Genomic DNA, 19753 nt, shown 5'->3' with positions numbered 1-19753 from the left:
ATGAGGAATACAAAACAGCGGGCGAGTTTTGTCCTCGTGCGGACACTCTCCCTAGTTAATGGTAGCTAGAAGCTTGATTCTCTCAAGGCCTGTTTGACCTGTGGGGTGGGAATCGGCTCAAAAGGGAGCGAATTGTGTGCTGCGAAAATCGCTCGGAATGGCTTAGCGAATCGGCTCGCGGTTCAATGAGATAGGGTCACGCCGATTGCACGTATTCCGGAGGATATCCGTGCATGGAGAGATCGCGCCAATCGAAATAATCGTCCCATCGCTAGCGGGATTCGCCCGATTACGGTCCGATCTCAATATTCGATGTGCCTGGATTCGTGAGATCGCCGAAAAAAATAGTGTCTTACCCAAAATGACTTGATGGGCGACAAGAATCCTCGAACCAACGGCGTGATTCGCCTCCTGTGAACCGAGGGTGTCGCTCACGTTCGCATTAGCAAAATTAGGAGATGCTCTGATATGAAGTGGATGACCTTTACTGCGGCATTGATGATCTGTTGTGCCATCACGAGCCAAGCCGACGCCGGCTTGTTCGGTAAGCACAAACGTGGTTGCTGTGCCCCCGAACCTTCGTGCTGTGCGCCTGCGCCTTCATGCTGTGCCCCCGCGGCCGCCTGCTGTGCTCCGGCTCCCACAACTTGCTGCGCCCCGACGACCTGCTGTGCTCCAGTTGAATGCTGCAACACCTGCTGCTGCAAAAAGAAAAAGTGCGGTTGGTTCAAAAAGATGTGCCGTAAGTTCAAGAAGAAAAAGTGCTGCAACAGCTGCTGTGCCCCCGCTTGCTGTGCCCCGGCCTGCTGTGCCCCGGCTCCGGCAACTTGCTGTGCCCCCGCCGCTTGTGCTCCGGCACCGGCCACCTGCTGTGCCCCAGCCGCTCCTAGCTGCTGTGCCCCGGCTCCGGCCAACTGCTGTGCTCCGGCTGCTGCTGGCTGCTGTGCTCCCTAGTTGACTGATTGGTTTATCGGATACAAAGCTGCTGGCTGGGATGAACATCCTGAGTGCTGCAAACCAAATCGGCTGCTTTGCGAACGTGAGTAGAATGCCTGGGGAGGAAGGAAATCGTGCCTTCCTTCCCAGGAACTCATCGCCAACTCCGCCAAGCCAACTGATCGCGAAAACCGCAACACAATTGACGCCGATGATCGACAGAGATTGAGTTTTCGCAGAGGAATCGTATTGTCGAGAAACGCCCGCATTGTCGGGCGTTTCTTGCTGCGCGGTGGGAATAAATCGCAGTCCCTTTCCCACAGGCTCCCGTCAAATTCACTTCACCTCTCCCGACGCGCTGCTTGCGTCTGCAAGCGATCAATCTCAATTGATCCTGGCACAAAAACTGCACAGGTCATCCCGCCTCTCAATTGTACAGGTGGAGCGCAGCAATGCTCTGAGCCTGACAAATCTCTCTCAAAATTCCAGCGGGCCGGATCACGATGACCTCTCCCATGACCGACGCCGAATTGGCGGAAATCAAACATCTCCTTGAGACTGCGTATTGCAACCCCTTGTGGCGCAAACATGTTTCGGCACTTATCGCCGAAGTCGACCGTTTGAAAGTCATAGAAGCGGTCGACAATCTGCGCAATGAGGATGCGCAATCCACGGGGAACGACGATCGTCACGACTGCTTAAATGACACGATCTTTCTCTAGTCGCCGCGTTGACTGCGCATCGAGAGTTTGTAAAAACGACGCGCTGCACGACCAGGGATTTTGGCGATTTTACATTCAGCGAGCCATCTAAGATGCAGCCCGTGGTTTGATGTAAAAAAACGCAATAAAACTCGCGGATGCAGCGCGTTGTCAGGGAGGAAACCCTAGAGGTGTCTGCCACTGGCTTTACCAGCGCCAGTTTTAAGTGTTTGAAGTGGTTACCAAGCACTGGCAAAGCCAGTCGCATCCCAAATTTCAGGTTTTTGCAAAGCACTCAGCGACTCGTTGCGCCGGATCAGACGCTGACTCGGGAGTCGCAGTGCCTCAGCGGTATTTGACAACCACGGCGGTATTGTCATCCTTTTGAGTGCTGCTGGCGGAAAAGTCATCAGCAGCTTTGAAGATGGATTCAACCACCTCAAACGCTGAGCCGTCACGACTTTGTCGCGCTACTTCGAACAGACGCTCTTCGCCGAACAGCGTGCCCTCAGCATCGGTTGTCTCCAAAATCCCGTCGGTCACCAGTAGCATGAGATCGCCGCGTTCCAGTTGGATGGGCTGGGAGTTGTTCATCACAGCGTTTTCATCAATGCCCAAGGCGATGCCGGTTGGGCTCAGGACCTGCCCTTCGCCGTTGGCTCGCAGCAGATAAGCGTTATGCCCGGCACTGGTGTATGTCGTGGATGAGGATTCCGATTCCAGTCGCGCCATGAAAATGGTCACGAAGCGTCCCTCTTCGACATCCTGGGCGACAGCATGATTGGCCAGTGTCAGGATTTCGCCAATGTCGTTGCGCGTCTGAGCCAGGGACCGGAGAAAAGCCCGCGTTTCGGACATCAACAACGCCGGGCCAATGCCATGTCCGCTGACGTCGGCTACGACAACGATGTGGCTGCCGTCGTGCATAGGGATGTAATCGAAATAATCACCGCTGGCCCACTCGGCCGGTTTGGATGCCCCAGCGACATCGTAGTCTTTGATGTCGGGCGGTTCCTCGGGAAATAGGTTTTCCTGAATTTGCCGGGCGATGCGCAACTCGTCTTCGTTTCGCCGGACAACCTGCTCCAGCCGTTTCTTATCGCGTCTGAGCAACGCTTCGGCTTTATGGAGCTCCACAAACAGCGGTTCAATGAGGGCGATTCCAGCCACGAGTAAAATCGACACCAAGAGACCGATTAGGCTTTCGGTCCAAAATGCGGCATCGGCCTCTGCATCAGCGAGTCGCTCACCCCATGTGCTAACCAGGCTCGTGGCACGGCCGATGGTCATGACGATGGCAGCGGCGGAGATGAAAATCCAAGCGGATCGGCGGCGGTACAATTGATTCAGCCGCAACGCCAGACCGGCGGCCGTCAATTGGGCAATCACACTAAGGATCAAGACAAATTTTACGGCCATGGAGCGACGCTTTCATGCTCAACAACATCGTGTCGATCACGAGAAACTCTGGCGAGCATGTTCACGCGATTCACGTGCTTGCGAGCGGCCGGACACACGTCATTCAGTCCCCAACTCGCCTAGAAATTGGTCATTTGAGAGCGCATCATAGCGAGTGCCTAGGGCGATGAACAGTTGACCGTCGTCTGATTTTTGAGCCGATTTTCTTGGGGAGACATCAGCGATAACGACTTATTAACGGCGGCGTTCATCGCGACCGGCAAGGCCCCGACGGGGAGAACTGGCTGTGTCGAATCAACCGGTCTGCTCTGGATAAAACATCATAACGAGCCATTCGGCGACCAGTGCGGGTTTTTCCTCTCCCTCGATCTCGATGGTGTTTTCCGTTTTGACCAGGATGCGTGAATCGCCGCGGGGCGTGACATCCAAGAGCCGGATGTGGCAGCGAATGCGTTTGCCGACACGGACCGGAGCCATCATCCGCAGACGGTCGAATCCGTAGTTGATGCCGAATTGTGCGCCTTCGGGATAATCCTGACCGGCCGCTTGCCGTGACAAGTGAGTCAGCATTGCGATTGTCCAAAAACCAAAAGCAATCGTTCCACTAAACGGGCTCTCACGGGCCGCCCGCTCCGGGTCAGTGTGTAGCCAATCCTCGTCACCCGTGGCGCGTCCGAATTGGTTGATGTTCTCTTGCTCTGCGGTATGCCAATCAGAAACCAACCCGGATTCATAGAATTGGCGGATCTCTTCCACGCGTTGTTGCTGGCTCATTGGCGTTGCTCGATTGATAGAACTTTGAACTTCCCCCGATCCAATTTGGGGCGGGACGGCGTTTAGGTGCTGTGGGATGCTTCGGGTTTCACGCAATCCCACCCCCCCTCAGCACGTAGATTTTCGACTTCAGCGGTGGCCATTTCCCGCAATCGCACGTAATCGCTTTTGGCGACACGGTTGAGTGGAAACGAACCGGGCGACATCAGCACATAGTGCGAGGGTCGCATGTAGGATGCGATTTCGCGCGCGTGTTCTTCTAAAGTGTCGCGGCTCAAGGTGGCGTCCGGTTTCAGCTCGATGAACAGCACGACACCTTCGCTGAAAATCGCATGATCCGCGCCTACCGCACCACAGGTGGCCACGTGTTCCTTCATGCGGGAGAAATGTTCTTCGATCTGCGCGGGATGAATCTGGTATCCCTTGGGTTTGATCACTAATTTTGAGCGTCCCGAAAATTTGAGCCCGTGCTCGCTCTTTGCGCCCAGATCACCCGTGTAGCAGACGCCATCGCGGGTGACGGTCCGTTCATAGGCTTCGGGGTTGCCGACGTATTCCCGGAAGACCTGCGGCCCAGAGAAACAAATTTCGCCGATTTCGCCATCAGGCAATTCCGGACCGGCCGTTCCATCTTCATTCATCGGCGCGCGAATCGTCAGCGGCGTCACGGGCATCCACCACCCCAGCGTTTCAGTCAATTGACGCACGTCGCGGGTCACCGGTGTATACGTGACAAACCCAGCCATTTCAGAAAGTCCCAAACCGGTCGCGGAACTCGGGAACTCGGCCAACACCTGTTCGACGAATTGCGTGGGAACTTGTTGTCCGCCAAACATCACCGCTTGAACAGACGACAAATCGTAGCTGTCGTAGTTGGGCAGCAAACGCTGCATGTTGAACATCGCCGGAATCTGTCCGAACAAGTCGACCTGATATTCCTGAATGGCGCGCAGTGTTTTTTCGGCGTCGAACACATACAGAATTACAGCTGTGATGCCGCAAAAGAAGCTGGTCATCAATTGTTCGGCCTGGCACCCAACGTGCGAAGGGGGCAGATTGACGAGTTGCCGCTTCGCCTGGGACATATTAAAACCACCGCCTAAACACATGTTTTGGCAAGTGATGTTGCGGTGCGTGAGCAGTGCGGGCTTGGGTAGGCCGGTCGAGCCGGTCGTATAAATCACCTGTGCGCCGTCGGTCGGTTTGACCGCAGCTGTGATTTCGGCATAGCGAGCATGCACGTCGGAGTCGGCGGGAATGGATTGAGCGGCAAAGGTTTCGTAGGCCAGCGCGCCGGGGATGGTTTCGCCGTCCGGCGACATCTGAATGAAATGCTCGACGAATGGGCATTGGTCCTGCACAATGCGGCCTAGGTGCGATAGGTCGACGACACCCGTGTCGCCGGGAAAGACGTAACCCTTGGCCTGGATCATTTCCAGTGAGCGTACGATTTCCTCTTCCTTGAGTCGCAAGTCGAGCGGCGCGTGGATGACACCCAATTGAAAGCAGGCGTACTCTAAGAAAATGTGTTCGACGTACAACGGCAATGACGTTGCCAGAAAGTCACCCGGACCGAAACCGAGATTCAATAATCGCAGGGCCAGCGCGGTGATGGCTTCATCAAATTCCCGGTAGGTATATTGATTGCCCGTCTCGGCATCGATGATCGCGATTTGCTCGGGCGTTTCGACGGCCCATTTGCGGATCACCCCATGTAGTAAATGCCGGTCGGCGTAGTCGGTTTCATAATGTTCGAGCGTGTATTGCGGGACACCCTCGCGGTAAGTGAGTTCAGTCATTATAGCCTGCGAGATGAAACAGTTTTCGATGAAATGTGAATGGCGGTGAGCTATGCCTTCATCCACTGTCCTCGCCCAACCCTGCCCATTGGGATGCTGGCAGGATTATAGGACGAACGGCGGTGGAATTGAAAATGACTCACGACAGTTTTCCAGTTGCGTGCCTGAAAGTGGGCAGCATACTATGCAGCCGTGAAGTTAACGTATTACGAGCGTGCTATTGCTTGATAACGAATGTCGCACACGGAACGAGGACACCGTTGTATTCTCTATTTCAGTCTATTCATTATCGAGTTTCGATGGTGAATCCTAAGGAATTTTCCTACGATTTCTGCGTTTGGATTTTGTGAATGGAGGAGATTCGGGGCATCGTCTTTACCGGGCGGGTGTTTGGCGTCATAAAAAAATCCTCTTTATGCTATGGTGTGATGTCGATTCGGTCTTTCACTCCTTCCGATAGGGTCCATTCATGATGCGCAATATTTGTTTGCTGATCGCCACGTCCGCGATGTTGCTGATGTCCTCCGCTGTGGTTCATGCTGCGGAACTTCATGCAGGCGTGGCGCGGGTTGACCTCACTCCGCCGTTGGCGATGAAAGCGCCGCTGGGCGGTTATGGAGAGCGGCTCAATCGGCCGGCTACGGGAGTGCACGATCGTATTTTTGCCAAAGCGTTGGTGGTCTCCGACGGTCGCAAAAAATTTGCGATCGTGACGGCCGACATGTTGGGGTTCCCGCCACCGTTCAAGCAAGCGGTGTTGGATCAACTAAACGATCCCAGTTGGACGCACGAACGCTTGATGCTGTTGCCCAGCCATTCGCATACCAGCATCGAAATGAACGCCATCAACCCGTTGAACGTGTATCAAATTCCGCAGATCGGCATTCACAATCCGGAACTGTTCGAATTCACCGTGGCCAACTTTGCGCGAGCAATTCAAGCAGCAGAAGCAAAATTGGTCCCCGTGACGATTGGAACGACGAGCACCCGGACGCAGGGCTTCAATCGAAATCGACGCGAGCAACGCGGGAAGATCGACCCGGAATTGACGCTAACGCGCATCGACCAAACGGACGGCCGCGCGTTGGCGGTGTTGGTGAATTTCACGGCGCATCCGACGTTTATGTCGGGCGAGGATATGTGGTTCTCCGCCGGTTGGCCGGGGCACTTGCAACGGACGTTGGAATCGTTGATCCGACAAGATGTGACGGTCATGTACTACAACGGCGCCGAAGGGGACCAATCACCGATCGCTCGGTCGGGCAGCGGCGAGAGTCATTGGGAGCGGGCCGAGGCTTATGGTCGCGATCTCGCGGTCATCGCTTTTCGGCAATGGAGGACAATCAACCCGCGTCCGAATGTCATCTTTCAAACGGTGCGGCAGACAATTACCTTGCCGCAACGATCATGGCATCCTAATTTCAAAGAAACAGGTGGCAAAGAGTACGGTTTAACCGAAGAGGTTTTGAAAGAGATGTTGCCAAAGATGTTTCCTACCACGTCGGCCAGCGTTGCTGTGCGTCTCGGGGATTTGGTGATCGTGGGTGTCCCGGGTGAATTGGCGGTGGGGTTGGGACTGGAAATCAAGAAGGATACGGAGTTGATCACCGGGGCCAAACATCCCGTCATCGGCGGGTTGGCGGATGAATGGGTCAGCTACATTCTCTCAGCTGAGGAATACGACCGTGGCGGATATGAGGCGAGCGTCAGTTTTTATGGACGTGATTTAGGCCGGCAGGTCGTCGAAGCCGCACTGCAAGGGGTGCGGCGATTGCAGTAACCACAACCTAGAACTAACGGATGTCGAAGAAACGTTCGGCACGTTGCACGATCTTGGGATCTTTTTTGCGCAAGTCAGCTAAATGTCGGCGGGCTTTTTCTTGCAGGCCGGTCTCGTCGTCTGTGGGTTTGCGATTGATGGCGGCGAGGACGTATTTGACGATCGCCACGCGGGCGGCGAGATCGTCGTAGTCTTTGGTGCCATACAGGCCGACGACGCGGTCCATGTCGTCCCAATCGTCCCAGCGGGCCAAGTCGCGTATCGCCATGTCGATATGCTGCGGATGGTCAATCAGCAGTCGCATCGCCGCACGCAATCGCTGCTTGCTCACACGTCCGTTGCCGTAAGTCCACATGAACCGCATGGCTTGCATGGCGGCCAGCAATTCGCCGTTGGGGATGTCTTTGTTTTTGAGGACCTCGGTTTCCAGAAAATCAAGTCCACGTTCACCGGTGAGCAGCAGATAGCCCCCCATCACGCCATCGATCCCCAAGCGAAAATCGGAGGAGCGTTCGCGGATTTTCTTTTCCAGCAGCGCTGCATCCGTATCGTCGCCGCACAGCCCCAGCATCAAACCGTACAGTCCGAGTCGCGTGCCGGGGATTTGTTCGTCAAAAATCCACTTGCGCAGTTTTTCCCGCGGCATACGATCCCGAAACGAAGCCACGTCTTCGTAGGGCATCGAAGCAAATTCGGCGTAAGCGTCTTGGGCGATTTCCTGGTTTTTGTTTTCCAGCAGCGCCAAATAGTAATCTCCCCGTTTCGTAGCGGGTGCATCGACGGGAGGGGCGTCCATCACATACTTGATGACTTCATCATCCACCTCGATCATGTTGTCACCCCAGACCAGGTTTTCCGGATCGGCGCCGCGGAGCAGGTACTGGGCTCCCTCTTTGGGGGGATAGTAGCGGCGGATCACAATCTCATCACCAACGACCGGCGGCATGGCGCCCGGTTTGGCGTCGGCTGATTGATCAACTACAAAGGACTTGGCCAAAGCCGTCGAGATATGCAGCACCCGCTCGATACGGACGGTCGTCGTCCCCGGCAGTCCGTCTTGGCCTTCTTCGCCAGCAACCCGTTTCACCACCACAGTGGCATCGACCAGAAAAATCTGATTGGCGAGTGTGTCGGTCGGGGCACAAAACGGGCAAGCGACCGTGGTCGCAGCGCAGAGCAACACACCAAGCACAGCCAAGCAGAAGACAAATCCAGCCCGGTGAATTCGAGAGACAACGGGATCTGGCGATTGCATAGGTCGATCCATTTCCGACAGCGCAAGCTGATTCGGTTGCTGCGGTTTGCTTAATTGATAATGAAGAACCGTTCCGCTTCCTTCACGGTGCGGGGGTCCTTTTGCCGCAATACGGCTAAGGCCTTTTCGGCATCGGCGGCGCGGGGTGGCGGTTGGATGTCTTCGCCTTGGCGATCGTCTTTCGAGCAGGTCAGTAAGTAGCGGACGATGGCCCGTTTCACTGAGGGGACGTTGTATTCCTCGGAGTCGTAAAGCGCCATCAATTGTTCGAGCACCGACCAATCTTTCCACCGCGCCAAGTCGGCGATCACCAAATCGGCCAGTTCCGGGCGCTCCAGGAGAATTCGCATCGACTGCCGCAAACGTTCCGGCTCGAAGCGGTCATCCGCATACTTCCAGACGAATCGCAACGCCTGCATGGCGGCGTAGGTTTCGCTAAACGGGACTTTCTTGTCGGGGTTTTTGACGAACTTGGTCTGCTCGATCACTTTCAAACCCTCTTCGCCGGAGAGCAGTAGATAACCGCCGATGATGCCGTCCATCCCCAACCGGAATTGTTCGGTCTCTTCGGTGATTTTATTCTGCATCAATTCCGCGTCGGACTCTTTGCCACACAGGCCGAGCAATAAACCATACAGGCCAAGCCGCGTGGCTGGGGTGTCGTCGTTGGTAATCCATCCGGCGAGTTTTTCGCGAGGAAGTTGATCGGCCAGTTGCGCGATGTCTTTGTAGGGAGCATTGGCGAATTCCGCATAGGCGTCGTTGGCAATCATCTCGTCCGGGAACTCTAGAAACTTCAGGAAGTACGCCAACCGTTTTTGTTGATCTGATTCCGGCGACGGCGCTTGCGCAATGTAGTTGAAGCTGGTTTCGGTGACTTCGATCGGGCTGCCCCATTCCAGCTCGTTCCCCTGCGTGCCCAGGATCAGAAACAGATCTCCCTTTTTGCCGGAACGAAAGCGGGCCAGTTCGATTTTTTGCCCTTTTTCGAGGGTCTTGTCTTTGGTGTTCCGCAGCACTTGGGTGATCTTGTAGGTGGTGCGATCAGGAATGAGCTTGGTGGTGTCCTCAAGCGCCAGGCCATCGTCGTCGAACGCGTTCCCTTTTTTAGCGGAGACCCATTGCACCAGGACCGCAGCGTCGGCGGTGGCGAGTTGTTCGCTGAAGGTCAACGAAGGGGCGCTGCAAAACGGACAAGCGAGCAGCGTCGCCTGGGCCGTCGTTACGAACGTTGCGATGCCCAAAGCCAATAACAGTACCATCTGACGGGCGATTCGCATGTGAAGTACTCCTTGGCCGTACAGGCCGATCCAGCTGTGAATTCTGTGAAATTTCGTTGCAAAACCCTCAGTCGCATTCCGCGGGCAATGGTCTGTCAGCCTCGCAGTCAGTCACTGTTGGGTTTTGAAAGTGGGATTAACGATCCATGACAATCGCGTCATCGATCAAATACAGCCCGTCGACTTTTTTGTCATCGTATGTCAGCATTTCAATATGAAACGTGCCGACAACATCAAAGGGACGGTTTTGAATGTATTTCGTGGTGACGCCTTTGCGCATCACGATTTGTATCACGTCATAAGGTTTGGGATTACGGCCGAAGCAGCAGATTTCGTTGTCGCGAGCTAAAATAAACGACGAATTTTCGGTATCTGAAAATGGCGGGTACATAAACCCCCGCAAGCGGATGCGTTTGCCGTCGAGGTCCTTCAGCCACTTTGGCATCAACTCCGGAGCATCCAGCGAGACCGGATCCATGTTAAGGATTTTCAATAGATCAACATCATCGTAAGAGACCCGCAGTGCCCCGTCCGGTTCCACTTTTGGGAAGGACTTTTCCGGGACAAGCAGTTTGACTTCGCGCGGTTCGGTGGGAATCAACGTTGACGGATCCTCACCGGTGATTTCTTCGGGCCGCATGCCGTTGGGCAGCGTGTCCGCTGCTGTGGGACGAACGTTGGTCGGGTTGGCCACAGGGGCATCCGGCGCGGTGGATGCGGCAGCCAGTTGCAGAGAGGGATCAGTGGGAGGGTTTGTGGAGGCAAAGATCGCCGGGGGCCGCTCAACGGGTGCGGCTTGATCTTCGGCTGGGGCGGTGGCTGTGGTTTCCGTCGGCGAGGTTGCTTCAGCGGCGGCTTGTTTTTCTGCTTCGACTTCAGCCAACGTCGATTGCATTTCCGAGGAATCGATTGTGAGCAGCGGTTTGTCGGGGTGACTTTCGCCGCAGCCGGAGAGCAGGCCGGCACCAGAGACCAACATCATACATAACCCAATGGACAGCGCAGCGCAACGTTTGCTTTTCATCTCACGTGGTATCCTTCCAACGTATAAACGGGTCTGAGGCCATCGGAAATACGGACGCGATTATCCAGCCTCAGTTTTCCGCCGATTCCAACCGGCGTTGTTTGTGAACGCAAATCGATTTTCATGTCGTTTTGCAGTTCAACCAAAATCATATCTTCGATTTTCGGTTGCCCCCCAAAACAGCAATCGCCCGAATCCTTAACGAGCACAAACGTGTCAATATCCGTCGTCTTGCGTCCTGGAAACATATAGCCTTTGATGAAGATATCCTTGTTGTCCAACGCCAGGATATCTTCATCCAATTGGTACTGACCGTTGGCCACTTTGGGGGCCTGACGGGCAAACCACTTGAAGCTAATTCGCTCATGACCTTCGGGGAGTTCGGCAATGTATTGGTAGGTCAACAAGGTCGATCCACCGACCACGCCAATCAACGAAAGCGTTAAGCCGATCTTTGCCAGCATGCTGCCGCCCAGCTCACCCCCGGAGCTGCGGATTTTCCAAAGCGCGGCTGCGCCCATCAGAAAACCCATCGCCCCGATCGCCAAGGCTTCCCATGCCAAGAAACCGGCGGCCGAGCAAAGCCCAAAAAACAGCGCAATCGGCGCCAAGGGCGTTACGGGTCGGTAGTCAAATTCCTTGTCTACTTCAGGAGATATCGGCGTCGCTGTTGAAGTCTCAACGGCCGTTTCCGTGGATTCTTCCATCTCATGATGTTGCGGAGCTTCGATCGTCGACATAATCGCCACCCTGTCGTCAGTTCAGGTCCTAGATTAACGCAATGAAATAACAAGATAAAACAGTTTGACAGTTCTGGACCGTGAGCGGCCTCACGCATCAGGGAAGAAACGCAAGGAAACGCATCAGGTACTATCATATCATCAAACTAGCGCAGGACTACCCCTCGTCCGTCAAAACGTTGACTGACGCCGAGGTCTTTTCCTGCGTGCCGCTGGATTTTGCGCGATACGTATCGCCGACAGAGTCAACCGTTAGTTGGACAGTGCTTTGGCCACATCGGTGCGATAAGCTGTCATCCCAGGCACCATTCCCACTAGGGAAGCCAGTACAACCAGTGCGGGGATCAAAATCAGTTCAAACCATTCAAACGCCCACGGATTCATGACGATGCCGCTTTTGGCTTCGACATATGGGGCTGCGGCGAAAACCAATCCATGTCCAAGCAGGACGCCCAGAATTCCGCCGCCCACACAGAGCAAAATTGATTCGGCCAGAATGATGGCAAACACGCTTCCCCGTCGCGCTCCGAGAGCTCGCATGATGGCGATCTCGCGTTTGCGATCCGACATGGAATTGTAAATGCTCACAAAAATCCCCACACCCGACACCAAGATGATCATGGTGATCAACACCAACAGCATCAACTGCACGTTGTCGATGAATGTCGAGAACAACATGCTGATCTGTTGAATCGGACTGACCGCCTGAGCCTCAGGTTGGTCGTTGATGAAGCCCTGCAACTGCGGCGTGACGATCGGCGATTTGGTGCGAATCAAAACTGCCGTGACTTCTTTTTGTTCATCGGGGATTGGGCCATGATTGTGGTGATGGTGGCCGGCATGTGCGTCGTGCGGCTCATCGCTATGCGCGTCGGCACCGTGCCCGTGATCGTCGTGTGCATCATCACCGTGCCCGTCGTCGCCATGTTCTGACTCATCGTGGCCTGTTGCGGCAGGTACGGCTTCGCCTTTCATTTTGGCCAGCGCAGCTGCCTTTGCGGCGGCTTCGTCGGCCGGTTTTTCATGTCCTTCGATCATGTAAAACCCATCGAGGTGCACGAAGACCCCTTTGTCGTTTGGTGTACCGGTGCGACCTAGGACCCCGACGACGGTGAATTCTTCATCATGCACGTGTGCATCGCCCAAGCCGTCGTCGACCCCGTGGACCGGTTTGAAGGTGCTGCCGATGTCCCAATTGTTCTCACGGGCGACCGAAGCACCGATGACAGCGTCGAACGGCTTGGAGATGTACCGGCCGCCTTTATAGACGCCGTACTTTTTGCCCGGCATGTATTCGACGCCGAAGAACTCCGGAATCGTGCCCATGATGCGAAAGCCCCCCTGTTGGGTGGTATCGCCCAGCGCGAGGGGAATGGCTGCTTCGATACGCGGGTTGGCTTTGAGGTCTTTGTAATACAGGTAGGGAATGTTCTCGACCGGTTTGCCGAGGTGGAAAATCGTGTTGAGTACCAATTGCAACGAGCTGCCTTTGGCGCCGACGATTAGGTCGTACCCCGTGGCGGGCTGATTGAATGTTTTAAAAATGACACCGTGCATGACCAACACCGTGACCATCAACGTAACGCCCAGTGCAACGCTCAGCGCCGTGAGCGACGATGCCAAGGCCCGTTGCCGAATGCTTTTCCATGCGATCGTGACTAGGTTCATTTCGACCCTCCCGGTTTATTGAAATCTCCCAGTCGTTCCGTCCGCTCGAATTGACCGGCAACGTCCAGCGAGTGCGTGACCAACAACAACGAAACGTTTCGTTCGCTGCAGGCATCGCGAATCAGCTTTAAGACCAACTCCTGGTTTTTGACGTCGACGTTGGCGGTCGGTTCGTCAGCCAGTAACAACGAGGGTTGGTTGGCCAACGAGCGGGCGACGGCCACGCGTTGTTGTTCACCGACCGAAAGCGTACCGGGACGGTGATGGAGGCGATGTCCCAAACCGACCCGTTCCAACAGTTCCTGAGCGACTTTTTTGCCGCCTGTGTTGCCGGCGAAGCTCATGCCCAGCATCACGTTTTCTAAAGCGGTGAAGGCGTCCAACAGATTGAACGTTTGGAAGACAAACCCAATCCGCTCCGCGCGAAACCGATCGCGTTTGACCTCCATCATGCCGGTCAAGTCGTAGCCATCGACGGCGATGGTTCCCGCATCGGCTTGGGTGATGCCCGAGATCACGTTGAGCAAGGTCGTTTTTCCACCGCCGCTTTCGCCGACCAGGACGACCTGCTCTCCTTTTTCCAGCGCGAAATGCTCCACGTCCAAAATCGGCAGTTTCGTGCCGTCCGGCTCGGTGTAGCTTTTGCGGACCCCTTTAAGTTCTAACGACATTCCGGCTCCATATCATCCGGGAGTGACTGCGGACACGATCTCGGCCAGTTTTTAGCGGAGGGCGCATTTCGTAAGTGATTTCATTTCAGTTGTTTGCAACAACCGTCGCAGCTGTGCGCTGTTGGCTGTGGCCTTCATCTTTGCGGATATCCCGTTCGAGTCAAGCAGTCGAAGCAGGCAATTGCCGGGTTGCTACGGAAATACTCTATCCGCAACTCAATTGCAATAACTACGCGATAGATCTGAGGAATGTTGGAAGCGATTTTTTTAACAACGAGAAAAAATCCGAAATTCCGACTCCCCCTTGATCCGGTACCTGTTTTCGTCCCATGATGGGCCTAAGAACCGCTCCTCACGAAGTGGATAATCCACCATCCTGCTCTCACAGACATCCAAGATCATGATTCCTATCGATTCCACAACGACTCTTTCATTCCGCCGGTATGCAGCGTTTTTGCTCCAGCTTGTGGTGCTTTCCGGTCCGCTGTCTGCTTTTGCGGCGGAACCGATCGAGCTACCGTTGTGGACGGGGGATGCACCCGGGTCGGAGAACATTGACGAAGCGGAAATTGTGGTCGATCGAGGCGCAGACAAGGGGTATCGCGATCGCAGCATCTCCCAGGTGCACCGGCCAACGATCACAGTGTATTTGCCGAAAGCCAAGCAACCGACCGCGGCGATCGTGATTTGCCCCGGCGGTGGATTCTCGCGGGTGGTGATCGACAAGGAAGGAATTGATTTTGCGAAGTTTCTGAACCAGCACGGCGTCGCCGGCATTGTGCTCAAGTACCGGACAGCGGAATCGAAAGCTCATTTTTATGGGATCAGCGCGGCGACGGCTGACGTGCAGCGCGCGATTCGGCTCACGCGGGCGCGAGCGGCGCAGTGGAACATTGATCCGCAGATGATCGGCGTGTTTGGTTTTTCCGCCGGCGGATCAATCGCTTCGTATGCGGCCACGCATTTCGATCCGGGACAACGCAGCTCCTTGGACCCAGTCGAGCGGCAAAGTTGCCGTCCCGATTTTGTTGGATTGGGCTATCCATTGGTTTCACTACGAAACGAACTCACCGGCGGCCGTTATCAAAAAACGGCCTTTGGCGAAAACCCGACGCCGCAGCAGATTCGCCAATACTCCAACGAACTGCATGTTTCAAAGAACACGCCACCGTCGTTCTTAGTGCATACAGAAGATGACACCGCCGTCCCGGTCAAAAACACCCACCAATTCGCCGCTGCCTGCAAAGACGCGGGCGTCCCCTGCACCACCTTTGTTCGCGAAAAGGGGGGCCACGGTTACGGCATCAAGGACCGCGGCAATCCGATCAACCAATGGCCGACGGCGTTTGTGGAGTGGTTGCAGGAGCGCGGGTTGATGGAGTGATTTTTGCGCGTCGAGCGAACCACGGAATCACCGGGGGGCCCGACTAGAATTGAGGAGTCTTACCCAATGTCTAGCGTCTTCCAATATTCAATTCCATTAGCAATCGTCTTTTTTGCTCTGACAGTGGTTTTAATGCTTCCTACCAAAGGAGCTGAACATTCATTGAGTGACCGGATCGGGCGCGGGGTGTTTTGTTTGGTCTGCGGCATGATTGGGCTGGCAATTGGGGCACTGATGGAACTTCTGTTGATGATGACACCGATAGGATCCATCGATGGTTCGAGCAACGACGGGGCTTTTTGGATAGCTCTGGGATTGTCTTTTGGAATACTTTGGGGATTTGTGTATCAAGTGCTTAGTTACTTGAGTTCGCGTAACAAATGAAGTTGCTTTTGGTTCTTAAGCTCCGACTTGGAACGCCATTTCGCGAAGCTCTGCTTCGCTGATTGGAATGACTGTAAGGTTTGCTATCGAGATGATCACTCGAAGCGGAGCTTCGAGAAATCGGGTGAAGGGTGGCAGCAATTGTAACGTAATCGGTGTGCCGTTCGGCACAAGAAGGTGAGACTTTCGCATAACCGAATTTGATCAATAGCGAGCATTAACCGTGAGCGAACCAATTTTCATGTTTGATGATGATGATCCGGCAATGCGGAAGGCGAATGAGGCTGCGCAGGGATCATTCAAGTATTTCTGGAGAGAGTTGTCGTGGGAACGGCGACGGATCATTCCAGGTTTGGACATGGCTATGGTGAAGTTGCCGTTCACCGACGGTCCACGAACTGATGGCCACTCAGATTTCGAGCAAATGTGGATCGGCGAGGTGGGTTTTGACGGGGAGACGCTAACCGGTGAACTCCTCAACTCCCCAAACTGGCTGACTTCGGTTCGGCAAGGCGATTCGGTGCAGGTGCCGTTCGCTCAACTTACCGATTGGATGATGACAGTCGATGGCCGAGCCTATGGCGGATTTACGGTCAATGCGATGCGGGCCAAGATGGGCCGCAATGAACGCAAGCAACATGACAAAGCTTGGGGCCTTGATTTTGGCGACCCGACGGAGACTCAAATAGAAATTGAACGAGGGAAGAAGTCTTTCGGCGGATTTGTTTCCAGTTTATTTGGGGGTCGGTCAAAGCAAAACAGCCAGCCGGTCGGCTTTAGCGACCATCCGATGTGCGTCAACATGATGGAAGTAATTGAAGAGCAACTGCAGGCCGATCGAGAGACTGTGCGTACGGTTAACGACGAGGGCTTTACGCTGCTGCATTGTGACGCGTTGGCAGGAAACTTTGGAGTTGTGAAGCTGCTCGTCAAATATGGAGCTGATATTGCCGCAAGGACTCCCTCCGGGCGAACAGCCTCGAACCTGGCGCGAGGAATCGGCTGGTCTGAAATAGCGGATTATCTCGATACGCAATCCAACGTGTAACGGCCCGTCAGTGGCAACGATTACAACGCAATCGGTGTACTGTTTGGCACAAGAAGTCGCAATTGCCACGCTGCTATGACCCTGGTTCCCAAGCTCCAGTTTGGGAACCAGGGTGAATCAAACGCGAGACTTGGTAGTCGCTAGCTGTTCGGTTGGCAGCGGTATAATTGCGGCTTCTTGCGGGCTTTGCCCGCCCCGATAGCTGGCGCTATCGCGGCCACCCGTGCTGTTGATTCCCCAGTGTGGCCCGCAAATCTTGCCTATGTTTAACAGGCTTCCTGACAGGTCGAACCCGTAGGTTGTGCACGATCGGCACTTTTGAGTTGCTGGGGGACCTCAAGTGGGGGGTGGTGGGGCGTCGAAAATGGGCTTAGTGTCATTCCGCTCGCCCAGTTTCATGCGCAAGGAAGCCGGAGTCATGAGAGTTCAGGCCAACGAATCGGTGCTCGTCACGGCCAACACGCAACGCGTTGCCGCCGAGCGGGGCGTGCAACAAGTCTTCACGGATATTTTGTCGTCCGTGGGCCGCAGCGGCTATGCCTCCGCTGAGGCGAGCGACGGTTCCGCAGTGACTGCCGACGAAATTACCGACAGTTGGCACGAGTGGTTGAATGTCTCGGGGCACACGCGGTACACCACCTTGGATGCGGCCGAGTCGACCTTGGAGGATTTTAGCGAGTTAATGGTCGAGGCTCACGATGCCGGCGCTTATGCGGCGCCGCAAGCGTTTCTCAGTAGTCTCAGCGACGACCAATTGGAAACGATTCAACACGTTCACCATTTGGCACAGCCGATCAACGTAGACGCGTTGTCGGACGAAGGAGCTTTGAATCTTCTGTTGCCTCCGCCGGCCCAAGTCGACTTGAACCACGACGGTCTGACCCAGTCGGGCATCGGGTATTCGCTGCGTTTTCCCGACAGCCACACTCCGCGCGCGGTTGCTGATGCCTGGGAAGAGGCGACTGCTGGTTTGAGTTTCTCCGAGCGGATGACGCGCGAACTGCAAATGACATCGGAGATTCTGCTGGCCAACATACGAGTTGATGACAACGGCCGATTTCTCGGTCGCTCCGAACCGGGGGATGCGGACTTCGTCAATCCGATGGCCAGTTCTGACTATTCCTATTTGAATAAAGCCCGCAAGGCGCTCGAATCGCTTGAGTCTTTCAAAAATCAAACGCCACCCGATCAATACGCCCGCGACCACAGTTTCTGGACCGCCTTTGAATCTGCTTTGCAAGACAACGACACTGTGTAGCAGGCCGTTGCCAAAGGGTGCCTCATGAAACTACGTAAAGAGGGCTTCTTTCGAGAGTTTGGATTGGGAATCAATGATGGCATTCCCATGGAGAGTCTGTTCCGCAGCCACGCCGTCCAGGACGAAGAGAAAATTGTTCGGTACCTGACTGAGGGGCATTTGGTGGCGTTTTCCCCCGGTGGGCGGGGCGAGCAATCCGATCCTAGCATCGTTCACAACGTCACGGGGTTATATACGGATGGGGTGTACGTTTGGCCGGATGCGTTGTCTTTCTACGTTGCTGAGCACCATCTACAAATCTCGGATGAATTCGTTCGGCACATGGAACGCTCTGGTTGGCGAATCCCGAGCGAGGATGAAATCGATTTAACCAGCCCTGAGGTCTGGTGAATTCGCCGCCCCCCCAATTGAGTTATTGATCGCCGAGGATTGTCTGTGCGTTCAGGCGTTGGAAATCGATTGAGCGGCAGTGGTCTGTCTCGTACAGGCAGCCGATGTCGCCGTCTGGAAAGCGGATTAGGCAGCTGTATTCGAAACCGGCCGGGACGATTACGCGGGCCGGTTTCCAGGATTTCCCTTCGTCGCGACTGATCATGATCGTGCCGTTGGCGCGTTTGTCCTTGGTGTGCGGCAAGGTGTGCAAGAGCACGCCCGCTTGCTGGTCGTTGGGCCAGGAATAGCGCATGACGCTGGACATGCATTGCGGGGTGAGCAGATCAGTGGCCAGTCGGTGCGGTGACCAAGTTTCTCCGCCGTCGCTGCTGACCGAAAGTTTCCGAAAGGTCCCGCCTTCTTGGTCACGGGCCGACAGGAGGATGCCGCCGCCGGCCAGTTCGGCCAACTGGGCTTCGTTTCCGAAACCCTTTGGCCCCGGTTCGGCAATCGTCTCTGAGAGTTTCCAAGTGGCGCCGCCATCGTCGCTATACGAAACGCTATTCACCGATTTTCGTTTGTCGCCGCCCAGGTGATAGACTTCGTAATTGGGGAACACGATGCGCCCCTGATGCGGACCGCGGGTCAATTGCAAAGCAGCGCCAGGGCTGCCGACAGAGATCGCCGTTTTACGCCGCATGTCTCGCGTGACGTCGCGCGGTTTCGACCAAGTCTTGCCGTCATCATCGGAGTGTGTCAAAAACAGACGCACATTTTTCGGCCCGCCGTAACCCGGTTCGGCGATGACGGTGTGTTTGGTCGTGCGGGCATGCACGCCCTTGGGGAAATGTGTGTACCGCAGGAGAATGCGTCCACTGTCCAGCACAACAACGCAGGGATCATTCAGCGAATCACCTCCCGCTTCGGCGACGATTTGCAACGGCTGCCAACTGCGACCGCCATCGAGACTGCGGCGCAGCACAATATCGTTTTCAGCATGGTCGTGCAGACCAAGACGCCGTTCGGCAAACGCCAGCAAAGTGCCCGAGTTGGTCCGCGCCAGCGCGGGGATACGAAAACCATATTTGCTCTCTTTCCCCTCGCCCAGTTCGAAGAGCGTGGTGGCGTTTTGTGCCGTTTCGCTATCAGCAGCCCGCAGCGTGGTGCGCGACATTTCGGGGGCGGTGCAAAACGCGATCAAGAATAGGAGCGTGGCGAGTGGGATTCGTAAGTGCATGAGTTCCCTTCGGCAGGGGGTGC

Annotated in this window: 18 protein-coding genes; 7 read left to right on the top strand and 11 right to left on the bottom strand. The window is 55.2% G+C overall.

Features of this window, described 5'->3' with window-relative positions; all coding sequences use genetic code 11:
- Window positions 1-431: 431 nt before the first annotated feature.
- Window positions 432-914, bottom strand: a complete 483-nt coding sequence (locus Mal52_RS29980; protein WP_197533468.1) for a hypothetical protein — start codon at window positions 912-914, stop codon at window positions 432-434.
- Between the two features lie 537 nt (window positions 915-1451).
- Between Mal52_RS29980 and Mal52_RS25060 the strand changes: the two genes are divergently transcribed.
- On the top strand, window positions 1452-1658 hold the full coding sequence (locus Mal52_RS25060) for a hypothetical protein (protein ID WP_145379265.1): 207 nt from the start codon (window positions 1452-1454) through the stop codon (window positions 1656-1658).
- A 324-nt stretch (window positions 1659-1982) separates the two neighbouring features.
- On the opposite strand, the gene Mal52_RS25055 is transcribed toward Mal52_RS25060, so the two are convergent.
- The 3 genes from Mal52_RS25055 to Mal52_RS25045 form a co-directional block, all read right to left on the bottom strand.
- Window positions 1983-3056, bottom strand: coding sequence for a PP2C family protein-serine/threonine phosphatase (locus tag Mal52_RS25055; protein ID WP_145379263.1), 1074 nt, complete (start codon window positions 3054-3056; stop codon window positions 1983-1985).
- Window positions 3057-3350: 294 nt separating this feature from the next.
- On the bottom strand, window positions 3351-3830 hold the full coding sequence (locus Mal52_RS25050; protein WP_145379261.1) for a MaoC family dehydratase: 480 nt from the start codon (window positions 3828-3830) through the stop codon (window positions 3351-3353).
- Window positions 3831-3892: 62 nt separating this feature from the next.
- Entirely contained in the window at window positions 3893-5629 is a 1737-nt protein-coding gene (locus Mal52_RS25045; RefSeq protein ID WP_145379259.1) for a class I adenylate-forming enzyme family protein, read from the bottom strand.
- A gap of 469 nt (window positions 5630-6098) precedes the next feature.
- Between Mal52_RS25045 and Mal52_RS25040 the strand changes: the two genes are divergently transcribed.
- Window positions 6099-7409 carry a neutral/alkaline non-lysosomal ceramidase N-terminal domain-containing protein gene (locus tag Mal52_RS25040; protein WP_145379257.1) on the top strand — a complete coding sequence of 437 codons (1311 nt, stop codon included), beginning with the start codon at window positions 6099-6101 and terminating at the stop codon, window positions 7407-7409.
- A 13-nt stretch (window positions 7410-7422) separates the two neighbouring features.
- Here the strand turns inward: Mal52_RS25040 and Mal52_RS25035 are convergent, their stop codons facing one another.
- From Mal52_RS25035 to Mal52_RS25010, 6 genes are all read right to left on the bottom strand, one after another.
- On the bottom strand, window positions 7423-8664 hold the full coding sequence (locus Mal52_RS25035; RefSeq protein ID WP_145379255.1) for a hypothetical protein: 1242 nt from the start codon (window positions 8662-8664) through the stop codon (window positions 7423-7425).
- Window positions 8665-8714: 50 nt separating this feature from the next.
- Entirely contained in the window at window positions 8715-9944 is a 1230-nt protein-coding gene (locus Mal52_RS25030) for a hypothetical protein (RefSeq protein ID WP_145379253.1), read from the bottom strand.
- Between the two features lie 136 nt (window positions 9945-10080).
- Complete coding sequence (locus tag Mal52_RS25025) at window positions 10081-10968, bottom strand: hypothetical protein (protein WP_145379252.1); 888 nt, start codon at window positions 10966-10968, stop codon at window positions 10081-10083.
- Window positions 10965-11708 (bottom strand): DUF3299 domain-containing protein, encoded by a 744-nt coding sequence (locus Mal52_RS25020; protein ID WP_145379250.1) that lies wholly within the window; start codon window positions 11706-11708, stop codon window positions 10965-10967. Before Mal52_RS25020 ends, Mal52_RS25025 begins: the two co-directional genes overlap by 4 nt.
- Window positions 11709-11960: 252 nt before the next feature.
- Window positions 11961-13376: an ABC transporter permease gene (locus tag Mal52_RS25015; RefSeq protein ID WP_145379248.1), complete on the bottom strand. Its 1416-nt coding sequence runs from the start codon at window positions 13374-13376 to the stop codon at window positions 11961-11963.
- The gene (locus Mal52_RS25010; protein ID WP_145379246.1) at window positions 13373-14047 is read right to left on the bottom strand and encodes an ABC transporter ATP-binding protein; all 675 of its coding nucleotides are present in this window, start codon (window positions 14045-14047) and stop codon (window positions 13373-13375) included. The genes Mal52_RS25015 and Mal52_RS25010 overlap by 4 nt, the downstream gene beginning before the upstream one ends.
- A 400-nt stretch (window positions 14048-14447) precedes the next feature.
- On the opposite strand from Mal52_RS25010, the gene Mal52_RS25005 reads away from it, so the two are divergent.
- From Mal52_RS25005 to Mal52_RS24985, 5 genes are all read left to right on the top strand, one after another.
- Complete coding sequence (locus tag Mal52_RS25005; RefSeq protein WP_145379244.1) at window positions 14448-15431, top strand: alpha/beta hydrolase; 984 nt, start codon at window positions 14448-14450, stop codon at window positions 15429-15431.
- Between the two features lie 66 nt (window positions 15432-15497).
- Window positions 15498-15815, top strand: coding sequence for a hypothetical protein (locus Mal52_RS25000; protein ID WP_145379242.1), 318 nt, complete (start codon window positions 15498-15500; stop codon window positions 15813-15815).
- Between the two features lie 241 nt (window positions 15816-16056).
- Window positions 16057-16863, top strand: coding sequence for a DUF2314 domain-containing protein (locus Mal52_RS24995; RefSeq protein ID WP_145379241.1), 807 nt, complete (start codon window positions 16057-16059; stop codon window positions 16861-16863).
- Window positions 16864-17281: 418 nt separating this feature from the next.
- A complete protein-coding gene (locus Mal52_RS24990; protein ID WP_145379240.1) occupies window positions 17282-18121 on the top strand; it encodes a hypothetical protein in 840 nt (279 codons plus the stop codon).
- A 24-nt stretch (window positions 18122-18145) separates the two neighbouring features.
- Window positions 18146-18511: a hypothetical protein gene (locus Mal52_RS24985; RefSeq protein ID WP_145379238.1), complete on the top strand. Its 366-nt coding sequence runs from the start codon at window positions 18146-18148 to the stop codon at window positions 18509-18511.
- 22 nt (window positions 18512-18533) lie between these two features.
- On the opposite strand, the gene Mal52_RS24980 is transcribed toward Mal52_RS24985, so the two are convergent.
- Window positions 18534-19730: a sialidase family protein gene (locus Mal52_RS24980; RefSeq protein ID WP_145379236.1), complete on the bottom strand. Its 1197-nt coding sequence runs from the start codon at window positions 19728-19730 to the stop codon at window positions 18534-18536.
- Between the last annotated feature and the right edge of the window lie 23 nt (window positions 19731-19753).

The sequence above is a fragment of the Symmachiella dynata genome (genome assembly GCF_007747995.1).
In the GTDB taxonomy this organism is placed as follows: Bacteria; Planctomycetota; Planctomycetia; order Planctomycetales; family Planctomycetaceae; genus Symmachiella; species Symmachiella dynata.
The sequence above is the reverse complement of the archived record's forward strand: the minus strand, read 5'-3'. Positions and strand labels throughout refer to the sequence as shown.

Bases quoted from the DNA above. Each gene is read 5' to 3' on its own strand.
- Mal52_RS25015 (WP_145379248.1), bottom strand. From the start codon at position 13,376: ATGAACCTAGTCACGATCGCATGGAAAAGCATTCGGCAACGGGCCTTG.
- Mal52_RS25020 (WP_145379250.1), bottom strand. From the start codon at position 11,708: ATGTCGACGATCGAAGCTCCGCAACATCATGAGATGGAAGAATCCACG.
- Mal52_RS25030 (WP_145379253.1), bottom strand. From the start codon at position 9,944: ATGCGAATCGCCCGTCAGATGGTACTGTTATTGGCTTTGGGCATCGCA.
- Mal52_RS25040 (WP_145379257.1), top strand. From the start codon at position 6,099: ATGATGCGCAATATTTGTTTGCTGATCGCCACGTCCGCGATGTTGCTG.
- Mal52_RS25010 (WP_145379246.1), bottom strand. From the start codon at position 14,047: ATGTCGTTAGAACTTAAAGGGGTCCGCAAAAGCTACACCGAGCCGGAC.
- Mal52_RS24990 (WP_145379240.1), top strand. From the start codon at position 17,282: ATGAGAGTTCAGGCCAACGAATCGGTGCTCGTCACGGCCAACACGCAA.
- Mal52_RS24980 (WP_145379236.1), bottom strand. From the start codon at position 19,730: ATGCACTTACGAATCCCACTCGCCACGCTCCTATTCTTGATCGCGTTT.
- Mal52_RS24985 (WP_145379238.1), top strand. From the start codon at position 18,146: ATGAAACTACGTAAAGAGGGCTTCTTTCGAGAGTTTGGATTGGGAATC.
- Mal52_RS25005 (WP_145379244.1), top strand. From the start codon at position 14,448: ATGATTCCTATCGATTCCACAACGACTCTTTCATTCCGCCGGTATGCA.
- Mal52_RS25060 (WP_145379265.1), top strand. From the start codon at position 1,452: ATGACCGACGCCGAATTGGCGGAAATCAAACATCTCCTTGAGACTGCG.
- Mal52_RS24995 (WP_145379241.1), top strand. From the start codon at position 16,057: ATGTTTGATGATGATGATCCGGCAATGCGGAAGGCGAATGAGGCTGCG.
- Mal52_RS25000 (WP_145379242.1), top strand. From the start codon at position 15,498: ATGTCTAGCGTCTTCCAATATTCAATTCCATTAGCAATCGTCTTTTTT.
- Mal52_RS25035 (WP_145379255.1), bottom strand. From the start codon at position 8,664: ATGCAATCGCCAGATCCCGTTGTCTCTCGAATTCACCGGGCTGGATTT.
- Mal52_RS25045 (WP_145379259.1), bottom strand. From the start codon at position 5,629: ATGACTGAACTCACTTACCGCGAGGGTGTCCCGCAATACACGCTCGAA.
- Mal52_RS25055 (WP_145379263.1), bottom strand. From the start codon at position 3,056: ATGGCCGTAAAATTTGTCTTGATCCTTAGTGTGATTGCCCAATTGACG.
- Mal52_RS25050 (WP_145379261.1), bottom strand. From the start codon at position 3,830: ATGAGCCAGCAACAACGCGTGGAAGAGATCCGCCAATTCTATGAATCC.
- Mal52_RS25025 (WP_145379252.1), bottom strand. From the start codon at position 10,968: ATGAAAAGCAAACGTTGCGCTGCGCTGTCCATTGGGTTATGTATGATG.